The organism is Streptomyces sp. APSN-46.1 (assembly GCF_022815725.1).
In the GTDB taxonomy this organism is placed as follows: Bacteria; Actinomycetota; Actinomycetes; order Streptomycetales; family Streptomycetaceae; genus Streptomyces.
Map to the genome: position 1 here is coordinate 13,067 of NZ_JALGRF010000015.1, position 15,290 is coordinate 28,356.

Here is a 15,290-nt window from a genome sequence, read left to right on the forward strand (position 1 = left end):
TTCGGATCGCCATTCGGATGGCGTAGGAAGTCCACCCTCCGGTTGCTCCACCCTTTCGTCACCCCCCTAGACTGGACATCCAGCAGGTGGCTACACGCTCGAAAGGCGCCCTTGTGTCCATCGGCAACTCCAACTCCCCAGAAGACGAGCGGCCTTCGCTCGACGAGCGGTCCGAGGACCCCATCTCCGAGGACCCCGTCGTCGAACGCTCCGCCGAAGGACCGTCCATCGGGACGGCCCTCAAGAAGGCCCGGATCGCCGCCGGGCTCACCGTCGAAGAGGTCAGCTCCACCACCCGCGTGCGCATTCCGATCGTGCACGCGATCGAAGAGGACGACTTCACGCGGTGCGGCGGCGACGTCTACGCCCGCGGTCACATCCGTACGCTCGCCCGCGCCGTGCGTCTCGATCCGGCACCCCTGGTCGACAGCTACGACGCGGCCCACGGCGGTCGGCCGGCACCCACACCCGCCGCGCCGATGTTCGAAGCCGAGCGCATCCGCCCCGAACGGCAGCGGCCCAACTGGACCGCGGCCATGGTCGCCGCCATCGTCGCCGTGATCGGCTTCGTCGGTTTCACCGCCTTCAGCGGCGGCGACGACGCCAAGCGGCCGGTGGCGGAAGGTTCCGCCTCCCCGAAGCCCGCCCCCAAGCAGCCCGCCGGGAAGCCCGCCGCCCAGCCCCAGACCCCGCAGGCGCCCAAGCCGGAGCCTTCGGACAGCGCCATCGCCGCCGCGCCCAAGGACCTCGTCACGGTCGTCCTGACGGCCGACGACGGCGACAGCTGGATCTCCGCGAAGGACCACAGCGGTCGGCTGCTCTTCGACGGAACCCTCGAGGAGGGCGACTCGAAGACCTTCACCGACAAGGAATCCATCGAGCTCGTCCTCGGCGACGCCGGGGCCGTCAACCTGTTCGTGAACGGCAAGGAGATCGAGGACGATTTCCAGCCGGGGCAGGTGGAACGCCTCACATACACCAAGGACGACCCGCGTCAGGGCGAGGCCCAGGCGGGCTGACCCTCCCCCAGCCTCCGGCCGGGGGGACCCCCACCCCGGCCAAGGGCTGAACAGGCAATTCCGGATCCCCGGGGCGCAGCGCCGCACCCCGGGGATCTCGCTGTACCCGGACGTGAGGCCGGGGCCCGCGCCGGGACGAAGTAGTCTTGAGCCCATGCCCGAACGCCGTACCGTCGCCCTTGTCACTCTTGGCTGCGCCCGTAACGAGGTGGACTCGGAGGAGCTCGCAGGCCGCTTGGCGGCGGATGGCTGGGAGCTCGTCGAGGACGCCGCCGACGCGGACGTAGCCGTCGTCAACACCTGCGGCTTTGTCGAAGCCGCCAAAAAGGACTCCGTAGACGCCCTCCTGGAAGCCAACGATCTCAAGGATCATGGCAAGACCCAGGCCGTCGTCGCCGTCGGCTGCATGGCCGAGCGCTACGGCAAGGAGCTCGCCGAAGCGCTCCCCGAGGCCGACGGCGTGCTCGGTTTCGATGACTACGCCGACATCTCGGACCGCCTCCGGACCATCCTCAACGGAGGCATCCACGCCTCCCACACCCCGCGCGACCGGCGCAAGCTGCTGCCGATCAGCCCGGCGGAGCGCCAGGAGGCCGAGGTCGCACTCCCGGGCCACGCCCAGGCCCCGACGGAACTGCCCGATCTTCCTACGGGTCTGGCGCCCGCCTCCGGGCCGCGCGCGCCGCTGCGCCGCCGCCTCGACAAGAGCCCCGTGGCCTCGGTCAAGCTCGCCTCCGGCTGCGACCGGCGCTGCTCCTTCTGCGCCATCCCGTCCTTCCGCGGCTCCTTCATCTCCCGCCGCCCCAGCGATGTGCTGGGCGAGACGCGCTGGCTCGCCGAGCAGGGCGTCAAGGAGATCATGCTGGTCTCCGAGAACAACACCTCGTACGGCAAGGACCTCGGCGACATCCGCCTGCTGGAGACCCTGCTGCCCGAGCTGGCCGAGGTGGACGGCATCGAGCGCGTCCGCGTCAGCTACCTCCAGCCCGCCGAGATGCGGCCCGGGCTGATCGACGTACTCACCTCGACCCCCAAGGTCGTCCCGTACTTCGACCTGTCCTTCCAGCACTCGGCCCCGGACGTGCTGCGCGCCATGCGCCGCTTCGGTGACACCGACCGGTTCCTGGAGCTGCTGGACACCATCCGCACCAAGGCCCCGCAGGCCGGCGTCCGGTCCAACTTCATCGTCGGCTTCCCCGGCGAGAAGGAGTCGGACTTCGCCGAGCTGGAGCGTTTCCTCACGCACGCGCGCCTCGACGCGATCGGCGTGTTCGGCTACTCCGACGAGGACGGCACCGAGGCCGTCACCTACGACGGCAAGCTGGACGCGGACACCATCGCCGAGCGGCTCGCGCACATGCAGCGGCTCGCCGAGGAGCTCACCTCGCAGCGCGCGGAGGAGCGGATCGGAGAGACCCTGGAAGTGCTCGTCGAGACGGTCGTCCCGCTCGACGAGGCGGAGGAGGGCGAAGGCGCCTACGGGCGCGCCGCCCACCAGGCCCCCGAGACCGACGGTCAGGTCGTCTTCACCGACGGCACCGGCCTGGTCCCCGGACGTATCGTCACCGCGAAGGTGGTCGGCACCCTCGGTGTGGACCTCGTGGCGGAGCCCCTGGGCATGGATCTTGAGGAGGCGGCCGGATGACCGGAGTCCCGGCATCTGCGGCGGGCGGGACCGGCCGCCGGCCCGTGCCCGGCGCGAAGCTCGGGGCTGCGGCCGTCAATCAGGCCAGCCTGTGGAACATCGCCAACATCCTGACGATGGTCCGGCTCGTGCTCGTGCCGGGATTCGTCATGCTGCTGCTCGCCGACGGGGGCTATGACCCCGTCTGGCGGGCGTGGGCGTGGGCGGCTTTCGCCGTCGCCATGATCACGGACATTTTCGACGGGCATCTGGCCCGCACGTACAACCTGGTCACGGACTTCGGCAAGATCGCCGACCCCATCGCCGACAAGGCGATCATGGGGTCGGCTTTGATCGTCCTCTCGTGGCTCGGCGACCTGCCCTGGTGGGTGACCGGGGTGATCCTCGGACGGGAACTCGGGATCACGCTGATGCGTTTCTGGGTCATCCGGTACGGGGTGATTCCGGCCAGCCGGGGCGGCAAGCTGAAGACCCTGGCCCAGGGCACGGCGGTGGGCATGTACGTGCTCGCGCTGACCGGGCCGCTGGCGACCTTGCGCTTCTGGGTGATGGCGGTCGCCGTCGTGCTGACCGTCGTCACCGGTTTGGACTACATCCGCGAGGCCGTCGTACTGCGCCGCAAGGGCCTCGCCGCGGAGCGGGCCGCGAGGTGACCTACGCGGCGGGGGATTCGCCGGCCGCTGAAACGGCCGGTGCGGCGGTGACGGGTGCCGCGCGACTGGCGGGAGATGTGCTGCGCCTGCTCGCTGAGAGTGACCAGACGCTCGCTGTCGCGGAGTCCCTGACCGGCGGTCTGGTGGCCGCCGAGCTCACGGAGGTACCGGGCGCCTCGCGCTCCTTCCGCGGCTCGGTCACGGCGTACGCGACGGAGCTCAAGCACCGGCTGCTGGGTGTGGACGCGGAGCTGCTCGCGGCGCACGGCGCGGTGAACGCGCAGGTCGCCGAGGAGATGGCGGCCGGGGTTCGGCGCGTACTGGGCGCTTCGTGGGGGATCGCGACCACCGGAGTGGCCGGTCCGGACCCGCAGGACGGGCAGCCGGTGGGGACGGTTTTCATCGCCGTCGCGGGTCCCGAGGGCAGGAAATCGGCCCGGCTGCGGTTGAACGGCTCCCGTGGGGAAATCCGTAGGGAGAGTGCACGGACAGTGCTCGAACTCTTGTCGGGCGAACTCCGCGAGAATCTGCGGGGGCAGGATACGGAACAGAACGGGGGGATTTGATGTTTGCAGCCCTGAGTGAACACGACATCGCTCCCCGCACGGCTACGGCGCGAGGCGGTACGGTGGGGCGTGAAGGTTACGGCTACACGGTCAGAGGAGGGAGCCACCGATGATTCTGCTCCGTCGCCTGCTGGGTGACGTGCTGCGTCGGCAGCGCCAGCGCCAGGGCCGTACTCTGCGCGAAGTCTCCTCGTCCGCCCGAGTTTCGCTCGGCTATCTCTCCGAGGTGGAGCGGGGGCAGAAGGAGGCATCCTCCGAGCTGCTCTCCGCGATCTGCGACGCGTTGGACGTACGGATGTCCGAGCTGATGCGGGAAGTCAGCGACGAGCTGTCGCTGGCCGAGCTGGCACAGTCGGCCGCGGCGAGCGAACCGGTGCCGGCACCGGTACGCCCGATGCTCAATTCGGTCTCCGTGGCCTCGGTCACGGGTGGGCCGCCGGAACGGGTGACCATCAAGGCGCCCGTGGAAGCGGTGAACGTCGTAGCCGCGTAAGCGTGAGTGTGCGCTTGAGATGTGGCCGGAGCCCCGGTCGGTGTGTGATGCACCGGGCGGGGCTCCCGGCTGTTCTGGGTGCGGGTGCGCGGGGCGTGCGGGAGGATGGGGCCGTCCGGTCCCCGGCTCTGGGAGGCGGCCGTGCGGCGGTTACCACGCGTACCTCCGGGTTTGGCCCTCGCGCTGGCGGTGGGCGTGCTCTGGTGCTGGGCCGTGCTGCGGCTGGCGCTGGCGCCGGCGGATTCCGGGCCTGTGGAGGGCGTGGTGGCCGTGGGCGGCTGGGGGCTGGGGCTGCTGCCGGTGCACTGCACGCCCGGTCCCGTACGGAGGGCTCGGCGGACGGCCGCTACCAGGGCATCGACACCCCGCCGTTCGGACGAAGAATCTGTCCGGTCATGAAGGACGAGGCGTCGGAGGCCAGGTAGAGAACGGCCTGGGCGATGTCCTCGGGCTCGCCGACGCGGCGCAGCGGGGACATCCGGACCATCACCGCCTCGGTCTGCTCCTGGACCTCGGGGGAGTGCCGCCCGGTCATCGGGGTGCGGATCCAGCCGGGTGCGACGGCGTTGACGCGGATGCCGTGCGGGCCGGTCTCGGTGGCGAGAGTCTTCGTCAGCTGGACCACGGCGGCCTTGGCGGCGCTGTAGCAGAGCAGGCCGGACTGGGCGGCGTCCACGGCGCCGGAGGCCATGGTGACGATCGAACCGGGGCGGCCGGCGGAGATCATGGCGAGGGCTGCCTCCTGGCAGGTACGCAGGACCCCTTTGAAATTGATGTCCATCACCCGGTCGAGGTCCTCGTCGGTGGTCTCCAGAACGCTGCTGGTGTGCATGACGCCGGCGATGGCGGCGGTGATGTCGAGGGGGCCCGCCGCTTCGACGGCGGCCCGGATCGCGGTGCGGTCGGTGACGTCGAGCAGGTGACCGGCGCAGGTGCCGCCGGCCTTGGAGATGAGGGCCGCCGTCTCGGCGAGGCCCCGCTCGTCGCGGTCCGCGCAGTGCACGGCCGCGCCCGCCTCGGCGAGGAGCAGGGCGGTGGCGCGGCCGATGCCGCTGGCGGCGCCGGTGACCAGGGCGGTGCGGCCGGTGAGGTCGTACGCGGGTATGGGCATGCCGGGACGGTACGACCGTATCTGACGGAGCGTCAACTACTGGGCGGTGCTGACGGCGCGGGACCCGATTGGCAGCGGGGGCACCAGTACGCCGGGCGGTCGTCCTGCGGGGCCTCGCGGATCGGGGTGCCGCAGCGCAGGCAGGGGCGGCGGGCCCGCCCGTAGACGAACAGGTCCTGGCCGGGCCGGCGGATGCCGGTGGTGTTGCGGGGGCGGTCCTTGTTGGCGGCGAGCAGGCGCTGGGCGGCCGCGGCCAGCCGGGGGACGGTGGACTCGGGGAGCGCGCCTACGGGGGTCCAGGGGGTGACCTGCGCCATGAAGCAGAGCTCGGCCTTGTAGATGTTGCCGAGGCCGGCCAGGTTGCGCTGGTCGACCAGGGCCTCGCCGAGGGGGCGCTCGGGGGAGGCCAGGAGGTTGGCGGCGGCCTTGCCGGGGTCCCAGTCCGGGCCGAGGAGGTCGGGCCCGAGATGGCCGACGACGCGCTCCTCGTCGCAGGTGCGCAGGAGTTCGAGGACCGGGAGGCGGTAGCCGACGGCGGTGTGGTCGGCGGTGCCCAGGATGGCGCGGATCTCGTGGGCGGGACCGCCGTGCCATTTCTCGCGCGCGGCGAAGACGTGCCAGGCGCCGTCCATCCGGAGGTGGCTGTGGAGGGTCAGGCCGCCCTCGATGCGGGTGAGGAGGTGTTTGCCCCGGGAAGCGACGTCGAGGGTGGTGCGGCCGGTGAGGTCCACGGTGGCCAGCCGGGGGACGCGCAGGTCACTGCGCAGCAGCTCCCGGCCGGCCAGGGCGGCGTGCAGGCGGGTGGCCGCGCGCCAGATGCTGTCGCCTTCGGGCATGGCCCCATTGTGGCGCGCGAGCCCCTGTGACGGGGTGCCGTCGCAGGGGCTCGGTGATCGGAGCTCGTTGATCGGGAACGTCAGGGGCCGGTCGGGCCGCCTGCCGCTTCCGGCTACTTCCAGTAGAGGTTCTTGCTGTTGTTCAGGTTGTTGTACGGGTTGCCCCAGTACTCGGCGCCGACGACCTTCGTCTCCGCCGACGGGGCCAGGGCGATCGCGCAGCTGGTCTGCGTCTGGCCGTTCGTGAAGCCCTTCGGCAGCGAGTCGTCCTTGCACTTCTCGAACTTGCCGATGACCGACACGCCCTGCGCCTCGCTGCCGTCCGGGAGCAGGCCCTTGATGTGGCCCACCGAGGAGTACGCGAGGTCCGTGGTGCCGACGTTCTTGACCGAGTAGCGGATGTAGTAGGGGATCATCCCCTTGACCTTGTCGCCGAGCTTGAGTGGCTCCAGGTCGGCGGGCTGGCCCTGCTCGACCGCGGTGACGGTGAGGGCGATCGTGCCGCTGGTCTTGCCGTAGGTGAACGGGACCGTGGCGGCCTCGCCGATCTTGAAGGTCGTGCCCGGCTTCGCCATGCCGGCCGCGGCCCCGCCGGGAGCCTCGCCGGCACCACCCGTGCCGCCGCCCGGGCTGGCCGGGGAGCTGGGCTGCGCCGACTGGGAGGGCTGGGTGGGCTGGGAGGGCTGCGCGGACGGAGCGCTCGACTGTGCCGGGGCGATCTCCTCGTTGCCGTCCTTGCAGCCCGTCAGGGACAAGGTGCCGGCAACCGCCAGGCCGACGGCGCCGAGCGTGGTGCGCTTCATACGGATGGTGCTCACTTCTCTCCCCCATGAATGTGCATCGCCAATTTCGATGCCTGTGAGGATCTTGATAGTCCACGGCGGAGAGGTTCTGCCAGGTGAGCCGGGGCCTCGGGCCCTTTCGTGACGCGCTCAGTACATAAGCGCAACATAAGCGGAACCTTTGAGCCCGGGTCCGGAAACGGTCACGAACGCAGCCTCAGACCCCGGGGCGTGGCATGGAATCCGGCCGCTTCCAGGGCCCGTCCGAAGGGCGAGGTCAGGGCGGAAGCGGCATTGATCCGCTCCACCGTGAGAGCGGGGAGCGTGCCCGCACGGGAGGCCGCGGCCAGGGCCGCCGTGGCCGCCGCGAGGCGGGGATCCTCCGCCGGGGGCCAGGCGAGCAGGGTTTTGCCGCCGCGCTCCAGGTAGAGGACGAGTTCACCGTCGACCAGGACCACCAGGGAGCCCGCCTTGCGGCCCGGCTTGTGGGTCGCGCCCGTCGGGGGCTCCGGCCAGGACAGCGACGCGCCGTACGCGTTCGCCGGGTCGGCGGCCGCCAGCACCACCGCCGCCAGCGGAGGCGGGGTCCGCTCGGCCGCCCGGAGCCGGTCCACCGCGCCGTCCATCGCGAACTGCGCCGCGCCCAGGCCCTCGACGACGTAGCCGCGGCGGGCCTGGCCGCTGTCCTCGAAGGCCGACAGGACGCGGTAGACCGCGCTGAAGCCGCCCTCCACGCCTTCCGCCGCCACCGCGCCGCGGGTGACGACCCCGTGCCGGTCCAGGAGGGTACGGGCCAGGGCGTGGGCCCGGTGGGTGGGATCCGGGGCGTGGGCGGGAAGGAGGGACCAGCGCCCGGTGACCGTGGGCGGGCCGGTACGGGAGACGGTCGCGCTGAGGGTCCCGTACCGGCCGCGCGGGATGGTGCGCCGGGCCCGGTGGGCGGTCGCGCCGGCCGTGCGGCCCGAGCCGAGGAGGGACCGCAGCGGGGCCAGGGTGTCGTTCGTCAGACGGCCGGACCAGGCCAGATCCCAGACGGCGGTGGCCAGCTCCGGGTCCGTCGCCTCCGGGTGGCGGGCGCGGGCCGCTTCCGAGAGCTGGCGGAAGAACAGGCCGTACCCGCCGGCGAGGGCGTCGAGGATGCTCTGGTGGAGCTCGGTGAGTTCCAGCGGGTGCGGCGGAGGAAGGAGGAGAGGGGCGGCCTCCGCCAGGTAGAGGGAGATCCAGCCGTCCTTGCCCGGAAGGGCTCCCGCGCCGGCCCAGACCACCTCGCCGGTGGTCGTGAGCTCGTCCAGCAGGGTCGGTGAGTACCCCGCGACCCGGGACGGGAGGATCAGGCGCTCCAGGGCCGAGGCCGGAACCGGGGCGCCCTGGAGCTGCTCGACCGCGCGGGCCAGACCGTCGATGCCGCGCAGGGCGCCGCCCAGATGCTGCCACTGCGGGAGGAACGTGGCGAGGGAGGCCGGCGGGACCGGCTCCACCTCCTGCCGCAGCGCGGCCAGCGAGCGGCGCCGCAGCCGGCGCAGCACCGCCGCGTCACACCACTCCTGGCCGATGCCCGCCGGATGGAACTCGCCCTGGACCACCCGGCCGGCCGCCGCCAGCCGGTGCAGGGCGCCCTCGGTGACCGCCGTGCCCAGCCCGAACCGGGCCGCCACGGCGGCCGTGGTGAACGGCCCGTGGGTGCGGGCGTACCGGGCCAGGAGGTCGCCGAGCGGGTCCTTGACCGGCTCGGTGAACGCCTCCGGGATCCCGACGGGGAGGGCCGTGCCCAGGGCGTCGCGCAGCCGCCCCGCGTCCTCGATCGCCGCCCAGTGGTCCGCGCCGCCGATCCGGACGCGGACGGCCCGGCGGGCGGCGGCGAGCTCGACCGCCCAGGACGGCCCCGCCCCGCGCTCGGCCAGCTCCGCATCCGTCAACGGGCCCAGCAGACGCAGCAGGTCCGCCACCGATTCGATGTCCTTGGCGCGGCGGTCCTCGGCCAGCCACTGGAGCTCCCGCTCCAGCTCCGCCAGCACCTCCGCGTCCAGCAGTTCGCGCAGCTCCGCCTGCCCGAGCAGCTCGGCCAGCAGCCGGGAGTCCAGCGAGAGCGCGGCCGCCCTGCGCTCGGCGAGGGGCGAGTCTCCCTCGTAGAGGAACTGGGCGACGTAACCGAAGAGGAGGGACCGGGCGAAGGGGGAGGGCTCGGGGGTGGTGACCTCGACCAGGCGGACGCGGCGCGCCTCGATGTCGCCCATCAGCTCGGTCAGACCCGGGACGTCGAAGACATCCTGGAGGCATTCGCGGACCGCTTCGAGGACGATCGGGAACGAGCCGAATTCGGAGGCGACCTGGAGGAGTTGGGAGGCGCGCTGGCGCTGCTGCCACAGCGGGGTGCGCTTGCCCGGATCGCGGCGCGGCAACAGCAGGGCGCGGGCCGCGCATTCGCGGAAGCGCGAGGCGAACAGCGCGGAGCCGCCCACCTGGTCGGTGACGATCTGGCTGATCTCGCCCTGGTCGAAGGTGACGTCCGACGCGCCCAAGGGGGCCTGTTCGTCGTCGAACTCGAAGGAACGGGGGGCCGCCGGATCGAGGGCGAGGAGGTCCATGGAGAGCAGGTCCGCGTCCGGCAGGCGCAGGACGATCCCGTCGTCGGCATGCATGACCTGCGCGTCCATCCCGTACCGCTCGGCGAGGCGGGCCCCGAGGGCGAGGGCCCACGGGGCGTGCACCTGGGCGCCGAAGGGGGAGTGGACGACGACCCGCCAGTCGCCCAGCTCGTCACGGAACCGCTCGACCAGGATCGTCCGGTCGTCGGGCACATGGCCACACGCCTCGCGCTGCTCGGCGATATAGGCCAGCACGTTCTCCGCGGCCCAGGCGTCCAGGCCGGCCGCCAGGAGGCGCAGCCGGGCGTCCTCGCCGGTGAGGCCGCCGAGCTCGCGCAGGAACGCGCCGACCGCCCGGCCCAGTTCGAGCGGGCGGCCCAGCTGGTCGCCCTTCCAGAACGGCAGCCGCCCCGGCACCCCGGGGGCGGGGGAGACCAGCACGCGGTCCCGGGTGATGTCCTCGATCCGCCACGAGGTGGTGCCGAGGGTGAACACGTCCCCGACGCGGGACTCGTAGACCATCTCCTCGTCGAGCTCGCCGACCCGGCCGCCGCCTTTCTTCCCCCTCTTTTCATCAGATCCAGTGGCGCCCGCCAGGAACACGCCGAACAGCCCGCGGTCCGGGATGGTGCCCCCGGAGGTCACCGCGAGGCGCTGGGCCCCCGGCCGGCCCGTGATCGTACCGGCCACGCGGTCCCACACCACGCGCGGTCTGAGCTCCGCGAACGCGTCCGACGGATAGCGGCCGGCCAGCATGTCCAGCACCGCCGTGAACGCCGAATCGGGCAGCGCCGCGAAGGGGGCCGCCCGCCGCACCAGGGCCAGCAGGTCGTCCAGCTGCCAGGTGTCCATCGCGGTCATCGCGACCAGCTGCTGCGCGAGCACGTCCAGCGGGTTGGAGGGAATGCGCAGGGATTCGATCGAGCCGGTGCGCATCCGCTCCGTCACCACGGCGGCCTGGACCAGATCGCCCCGGTACTTGGGGAAGACCACGCCCGTGGAGACCGCGCCGACCTGGTGCCCGGCCCGGCCGACACGCTGGAGGCCGGAGGCCACCGAGGGCGGCGACTCGACCTGCACGACCAGGTCGACGGCCCCCATGTCGATGCCCAGTTCCAGACTGGAGGTGGCCACCACGGCGGGCAGCCGGCCCGCCTTCAGATCCTCCTCCACCAGCGCCCGCTGCTCCTTGGACACCGAACCGTGGTGCGCGCGGGCCAGCAGCGGCGGGGCGCCCTGGGCGGCGCCCGACTGGGCCATGATCTGGGCCGGCGGGGGCCCGTCCGGCAGCTTCTCGCCCAGCGCCCGCTCGTACGCGATCTCGTTGAGCCGGTTGCAGAGCCGCTCGGCGAGGCGCCGGGAGTTGGCGAACACGATCGTCGAACGGTGGGCCTGGACGAGATCGGCGATCCGCTCTTCCACATGGGGCCAGATCGACGGCTTGTCACCGCCCTCCCGTCCCTCGGTGGCGGGCGAGCCGCCCAACTCGCCCATGTCCTCGACCGGGACGACCACCGACAGGTCGAACTCCTTGTCCGACGGCGGCTGGACGATCTCCACCTTGCCGCGGGGCGCGAGATACCGGGCCACCTCGTCCACCGGCCGGACCGTCGCCGACAGGCCGATCCGGCGGGCCGGGCGCGGCAGCAGCTCGTCCAACCGCTCCAAGGACAGGGCCAGATGCGCGCCGCGCTTGGTCCCGGCGACCGCGTGCACCTCGTCCAGGATCACCGTCTCGATCCCGGCCAGGGCATCGCGCGCGGCCGAGGTCAGCATCAGGAACAACGACTCCGGCGTGGTGATCAGGATGTCCGGCGGCCGGGTGGACAGCGCCCGCCGCTCGGCGGGCGGGGTGTCCCCGGACCGGATCCCGACCCGGATCTCCGGCTCGGGGAGCCCGAGGCGCACGGACTCCTGGCGGATACCGGTCAGCGGGCTGCGCAGGTTCCGCTCCACATCGACCGCGAGGGCCTTCAGCGGAGACACGTACAGCACCCGGCAGCGCTTCTTCGGCTCGGCCGGCGGCGGGGTGGACGCGAGCTGGTCGAGGGCGGCGAGAAAGGCCGCCAAGGTCTTGCCGGAGCCGGTGGGCGCCACGACGAGCACATCCGAACCCTCCCCGATCGCCCGCCAGGCCCCCTCCTGCGCGGACGTGGGCGTACGGAAGGCCCCCGTGAACCACGAGCGGGTCGCGGGGGAGAACGAATCGAGCGCGGCAGTGGCCATGCCCCCATCGTGCACCCGGCCACTGACAGCGGGCCGGACCTGCGCGAACACCGCCCGGACTCGGGGCGCAGAATGGGGGGATGGGCGCGGACGAGGGCCGGACGGAATGGGCGCGGCACTGGCAGTACGCGGAACTGCCCGGGCTGGACCTGCTGCGGGCCCACTACGTACGCCACACCTTCCCGCGCCACGCGCACGACGGGTACGTCATCGCGGCCGTCACCGGCGGCATCGAGGAGATCGGCATGCCCGACGGCATCCGGCGGGCCGGGCCGGGCAGCGTGGTCCTGATCAACCCCGAGGTACCCCACAGCGCCCGCGCCGGCGTGCCCGAGGGCTGGGCGTACGCCACCCTCTACCCCTCCCGCGAGCTGATCACCGAGGTCGCCGCCGAGATCGGCACCCTGCGCGGGACACCCGGATTCACCACCGACATGGTCGCCGACCCGCGGACCGCGCGGGTGATCACCGAGGTGCACCGGGCCGCGGAGGCCGGGAACGCGCTGGCCGCCGACACCCTGCTGCGGGGGGCCGTGGCGCGGATGCTCGCCCGGCACGCGGCCCCGCTGCCCGCCCGTACGGTACGCCGCGCGGGCGCCGCCGACGCCGAACGGGCCCGGGCCGTACTGGAGGGGCGGATGGCGGACCCGCCGTCCCTGGAGCAGCTCGCGGCGGAGCTGGGGACCAGCCCGTTCGCGCTGCTGCGGGCCTTCCGCGAGCGGTACGGGATGCCGCCGCACACCTGGCTCACCGACGCCCGGGTCCGGCGGGCGCGCCGCCTGCTCGACGCGGGCACCGCGCCGGCGGAGGCGGCCGTGGCCGTCGGCTTCACCGACCAGCCGCACCTGAACCGGCACTTCACCCGGATCGTGGGGGTACCGCCGGGGGCGTACCGGCGCGAACGGGCCGGTTAGGCCCCCGGGGGCGTGCGAGCCCAGGGGCGTGCAAGCCCGGGGCGTGTAAGCCCGGGGGCGTGCAAGAACGTACAAGACCGGACCACCCCGGCCCGCCTACGTTCGCGGGGTGGAAGCACATCAGATGGTGAGGCAGGAGACCCCCGAGGGGGCCGTCGAGCGGCCGCGCGCCGCCGTCGTACGGGACGCGCTCGGCGTCGGGGTGGCCGTCGGGCTGTCCGGGTTCGCGTTCGGGGTGACCGCCGCCGGGGCCGGGATCAGCACCCTCCAGGCCTGCGCGCTGAGCCTGCTCGTCTTCACCGGGGCCTCGCAGTTCGCCCTGGTCGGAGCGCTGGCCGCGGGCGGGAACCCGTTCACAGCCGCCGCCGGGGCCTTCTTCCTCGGAACCCGCAACGCCTTCTACGGGCTGCGGCTGTCCCAGTTGCTCGCACTGCCCCGGGCCGTACGGCCCCTCGCCGCGCACTGGGTGATCGACGAGACCACCGCCGTGTCCCTGGCCCAGCCCGACCGGAAGTCGGCGCGCCTCGGGTTCACCGTGACCGGGCTGAGCCTGTACGTCCTGTGGAACCTGACCACCCTGCTGGGGGCGCTGGGCGCCGAGGCCATCGGGGACACGCAGGCGTGGGGGCTGGACGCCGCCGGACCGGCCGTCTTCCTCGCCCTGCTCGCGCCGATGCTGAAGACCGCCACCGAGCGGGCCGCCGCCGCGCTCGCCCTGGTCCTCGGGCTGGGCCTGCTGCCAGTGCTGCCCGCCGGGGTGCCCGTGCTGATCGCCGCCCTCGCCGCGCCCGTGGTGCTCTGGATGAAGGGACGCCGCTCGTGAACGTCTGGATCGCCATCGCACTGACCGTCGTCGGTTGCTACGCCGTCAAGCTCGCCGGGCTGCTGGTGCCCGCCGGGGCCCTGGAGCGGCCGACGGTGCGGAAGCTGTCCGCACTGCTCCCGGTCGCGCTGCTCGCCGCGCTCACCGCGCAGCAGACCTTCAGCACCGGGCACGAGCTCGTCCTCGACGCCCGCGCCGCGGGGCTCGCCGCCGCCGGGGTGGCGCTGCTGCTGCGGGCGCCCTTCCTCATCGTGGTCGCGGCCGCGGTCGTCGTCACGGCGGGTGTACGGGCCCTGGCCGGTTAAGGGCCCGGTCAGGGCCCGGTCAGGGCGCGGCGCCGGTCAGGGCGCGGCGCCGGCCGGCAGGCGGCCGTACGCCCGCAGGGTCAGCAGGGCCTCCAGCGTGGCGATCGGCCGCCGCTCCAGCGAGCTGCCCGGCGCCCAGGCCCGGCGGCGGACCGGCCAGCCGCCGTCCGGCTGCTGCTCGGCGGCCAGGAAGTCCAGCGCCCGGGCCATCTCCTCGTCGGTGAACCAGCTCCGGGCCAGCGACTCCGGACGCCGCGCGAAGTCGTACGCGAACAGCTGCTCGCCCGGCGCGTACCCGGGGGTCAGCAGGTGCCCGGCGCGCCGCCCCGGGTCCAGCACCGCGAGGTTCCGCTCGCGTACCAGTCGCCCCAGCCGGTCCGCGGCGGCCGTCGCCCGTGCCCGGTCCGGGGCGCCGTCGAGGAACGCCACCGCGCTCTGGATCTCGTACGGATGCGAGTGGCGCAGGGTCTCGACCCGCTCCCAGCAGAACTCCGTGGCCCGGAACAGCCACGCGTGCCAGACCCGGTTGCGGTGCAGCACCCCGACGATCGGGCCCGTGGTCAGCAGCGCGCCCGGCGGGTTGTCCAGCACCGGGTGGTACGGGGCCGCGGGGTAGCCGCGCGGGGCCGGGAAGACCACCGGAAGGGCTCCGTCCGGGGTGGAGACCCGGGTGAGATGGCCGCAGAGCCGCTCGATCCGCTGCCCGGCGCAGCGGCCGAGGCCGTCGAGGACCCGTAAGGCGTACGCCGTGTGCAGGGGCTGGCTCAGCGGACCGCGCAGATCCGGATCGAGCGCGTGCCCGTAGCCGCCGTCACCGCCCAGGTACGAGCCGAGGGCGGTGTCCACCGGGTCGGCGTCCCCGCCGAGGAAATGGAACGCGAACCGCCGCTGCTCCAGCACGCGCGCCGTGAGCCAGACGAACTCCTCGGCGCGGGCCAGCGCGGTCGCGGCGGTCGGTGGGCTCGGCGCGGACGCTTCGTCTCCAGGCATGCGTGAAACCGTAGGACGCCATGGCGCGGCCAGGTGGTGCGAACGGGGCCGGTGCACTCTCCGGAGCGGGATACTGGAGGCATGCGGTTGACGATTTTCTGGGAACGGATGGCCGAGCACTTCGGCGCGGGCTACGCGGACTCCTTCGCGCGGGACCACGTCATGACGGAACTCGGCGGACGCACCGTCCACCAGGCGCTGGAGGCGGGCTGGGAGGCCAAGGACGTGTGGCGCGCGGTGTGTTCGGCGATGAACGTGCCGGCCTCGCGGCGCTGACGGGCGGTCCCGGCCTCCTCGAACGGGTGGCGGGTGGGACAGACTGGGTGCGTGGCAGCGACTGAA

General features: G+C 73.1%; 14 protein-coding genes. 9 read left to right on the forward strand and 5 right to left on the reverse strand.

Going from position 1 to position 15,290, the window contains the following annotated elements; genetic code table 11:
• The first annotated feature begins 113 nt into the window (after positions 1 to 113).
• The 5 genes from MTF65_RS27605 to MTF65_RS27625 all read left to right on the forward strand — a co-directional run bounded on the left by MTF65_RS27605 (position 114) and on the right by MTF65_RS27625 (position 4,376).
• Positions 114 to 1,019, forward strand: a complete 906-nt coding sequence (locus MTF65_RS27605; RefSeq protein WP_243631692.1) for a helix-turn-helix domain-containing protein — start codon at positions 114 to 116, stop codon at positions 1,017 to 1,019.
• 154 nt (positions 1,020 to 1,173) lie between these two features.
• A complete protein-coding gene (rimO, locus tag MTF65_RS27610; RefSeq protein WP_243631693.1) occupies positions 1,174 to 2,664 on the forward strand; it encodes a 30S ribosomal protein S12 methylthiotransferase RimO in 1,491 nt (496 codons plus the stop codon).
• Positions 2,661 to 3,317 carry a CDP-diacylglycerol--glycerol-3-phosphate 3-phosphatidyltransferase gene (pgsA, locus tag MTF65_RS27615; protein WP_243631694.1) on the forward strand — a complete coding sequence of 219 codons (657 nt, stop codon included), beginning with the start codon at positions 2,661 to 2,663 and terminating at the stop codon, positions 3,315 to 3,317. Before rimO ends, pgsA begins: the two co-directional genes overlap by 4 nt.
• A gap of 47 nt (positions 3,318 to 3,364) precedes the next feature.
• Positions 3,365 to 3,883 (forward strand): CinA family protein, encoded by a 519-nt coding sequence (locus MTF65_RS27620; RefSeq protein ID WP_243631794.1) that lies wholly within the window; start codon positions 3,365 to 3,367, stop codon positions 3,881 to 3,883.
• 109 nt (positions 3,884 to 3,992) lie between these two features.
• Entirely contained in the window at positions 3,993 to 4,376 is a 384-nt protein-coding gene (locus tag MTF65_RS27625) for a helix-turn-helix domain-containing protein (RefSeq protein WP_243631695.1), read from the forward strand.
• 346 nt (positions 4,377 to 4,722) lie between these two features.
• On the opposite strand, the gene MTF65_RS27635 is transcribed toward MTF65_RS27625, so the two are convergent.
• From MTF65_RS27635 to MTF65_RS27650, 4 genes are all read right to left on the reverse strand, one after another.
• Positions 4,723 to 5,487 carry an SDR family NAD(P)-dependent oxidoreductase gene (locus MTF65_RS27635; RefSeq protein WP_243631697.1) on the reverse strand — a complete coding sequence of 255 codons (765 nt, stop codon included), beginning with the start codon at positions 5,485 to 5,487 and terminating at the stop codon, positions 4,723 to 4,725.
• A gap of 32 nt (positions 5,488 to 5,519) precedes the next feature.
• Positions 5,520 to 6,323 (reverse strand): DNA-formamidopyrimidine glycosylase family protein, encoded by an 804-nt coding sequence (locus MTF65_RS27640; RefSeq protein WP_243631698.1) that lies wholly within the window; start codon positions 6,321 to 6,323, stop codon positions 5,520 to 5,522.
• Between the two features lie 113 nt (positions 6,324 to 6,436).
• A complete protein-coding gene (locus tag MTF65_RS27645) occupies positions 6,437 to 7,141 on the reverse strand; it encodes a hypothetical protein (protein WP_243631699.1) in 705 nt (234 codons plus the stop codon).
• Between the two features lie 167 nt (positions 7,142 to 7,308).
• Entirely contained in the window at positions 7,309 to 11,916 is a 4,608-nt protein-coding gene (locus MTF65_RS27650) for an ATP-dependent helicase (RefSeq protein WP_243631700.1), read from the reverse strand.
• 80 nt (positions 11,917 to 11,996) lie between these two features.
• Here MTF65_RS27650 and MTF65_RS27655 point away from each other — a divergent pair, with 80 nt between their 5' ends.
• The 3 genes from MTF65_RS27655 to MTF65_RS27665 all read left to right on the forward strand — a co-directional run bounded on the left by MTF65_RS27655 (position 11,997) and on the right by MTF65_RS27665 (position 13,958).
• On the forward strand, positions 11,997 to 12,830 hold the full coding sequence (locus tag MTF65_RS27655; RefSeq protein ID WP_243631701.1) for an AraC family transcriptional regulator: 834 nt from the start codon (positions 11,997 to 11,999) through the stop codon (positions 12,828 to 12,830).
• A 124-nt stretch (positions 12,831 to 12,954) separates the two neighbouring features.
• Complete coding sequence (locus MTF65_RS27660) at positions 12,955 to 13,653, forward strand: AzlC family ABC transporter permease (RefSeq protein ID WP_243631795.1); 699 nt, start codon at positions 12,955 to 12,957, stop codon at positions 13,651 to 13,653.
• Positions 13,650 to 13,958: an AzlD domain-containing protein gene (locus MTF65_RS27665; protein ID WP_243631702.1), complete on the forward strand. Its 309-nt coding sequence runs from the start codon at positions 13,650 to 13,652 to the stop codon at positions 13,956 to 13,958. Before MTF65_RS27660 ends, MTF65_RS27665 begins: the two co-directional genes overlap by 4 nt.
• 36 nt (positions 13,959 to 13,994) lie before the next feature.
• Here the strand turns inward: MTF65_RS27665 and MTF65_RS27670 are convergent, their stop codons facing one another.
• Positions 13,995 to 14,948: a hypothetical protein gene (locus MTF65_RS27670; RefSeq protein WP_243631703.1), complete on the reverse strand. Its 954-nt coding sequence runs from the start codon at positions 14,946 to 14,948 to the stop codon at positions 13,995 to 13,997.
• Between the two features lie 81 nt (positions 14,949 to 15,029).
• On the opposite strand from MTF65_RS27670, the gene MTF65_RS27675 reads away from it, so the two are divergent.
• Positions 15,030 to 15,224, forward strand: a complete 195-nt coding sequence (locus tag MTF65_RS27675; protein ID WP_243631704.1) for a DUF3046 domain-containing protein — start codon at positions 15,030 to 15,032, stop codon at positions 15,222 to 15,224.
• Positions 15,225 to 15,290 lie beyond the last annotated feature (66 nt).

What these genes read in the sequence shown, in the direction of transcription:
- MTF65_RS27635 (WP_243631697.1), bottom strand. Translation starts at nt 5,487, where the DNA reads ATGCCCATACCCGCGTACGACCTCACCGGCCGCACCGCCCTGGTCACC.
- MTF65_RS27660 (WP_243631795.1), top strand. Translation starts at nt 12,955, where the DNA reads ATGGTGAGGCAGGAGACCCCCGAGGGGGCCGTCGAGCGGCCGCGCGCC.
- MTF65_RS27625 (WP_243631695.1), top strand. Translation starts at nt 3,993, where the DNA reads ATGATTCTGCTCCGTCGCCTGCTGGGTGACGTGCTGCGTCGGCAGCGC.
- MTF65_RS27640 (WP_243631698.1), bottom strand. Translation starts at nt 6,323, where the DNA reads ATGCCCGAAGGCGACAGCATCTGGCGCGCGGCCACCCGCCTGCACGCC.
- MTF65_RS27650 (WP_243631700.1), bottom strand. Translation starts at nt 11,916, where the DNA reads ATGGCCACTGCCGCGCTCGATTCGTTCTCCCCCGCGACCCGCTCGTGG.
- pgsA (WP_243631694.1), top strand. Translation starts at nt 2,661, where the DNA reads ATGACCGGAGTCCCGGCATCTGCGGCGGGCGGGACCGGCCGCCGGCCC.
- MTF65_RS27675 (WP_243631704.1), top strand. Translation starts at nt 15,030, where the DNA reads ATGCGGTTGACGATTTTCTGGGAACGGATGGCCGAGCACTTCGGCGCG.
- MTF65_RS27655 (WP_243631701.1), top strand. Translation starts at nt 11,997, where the DNA reads ATGGGCGCGGACGAGGGCCGGACGGAATGGGCGCGGCACTGGCAGTAC.
- rimO (WP_243631693.1), top strand. Translation starts at nt 1,174, where the DNA reads ATGCCCGAACGCCGTACCGTCGCCCTTGTCACTCTTGGCTGCGCCCGT.
- MTF65_RS27670 (WP_243631703.1), bottom strand. Translation starts at nt 14,948, where the DNA reads ATGCCTGGAGACGAAGCGTCCGCGCCGAGCCCACCGACCGCCGCGACC.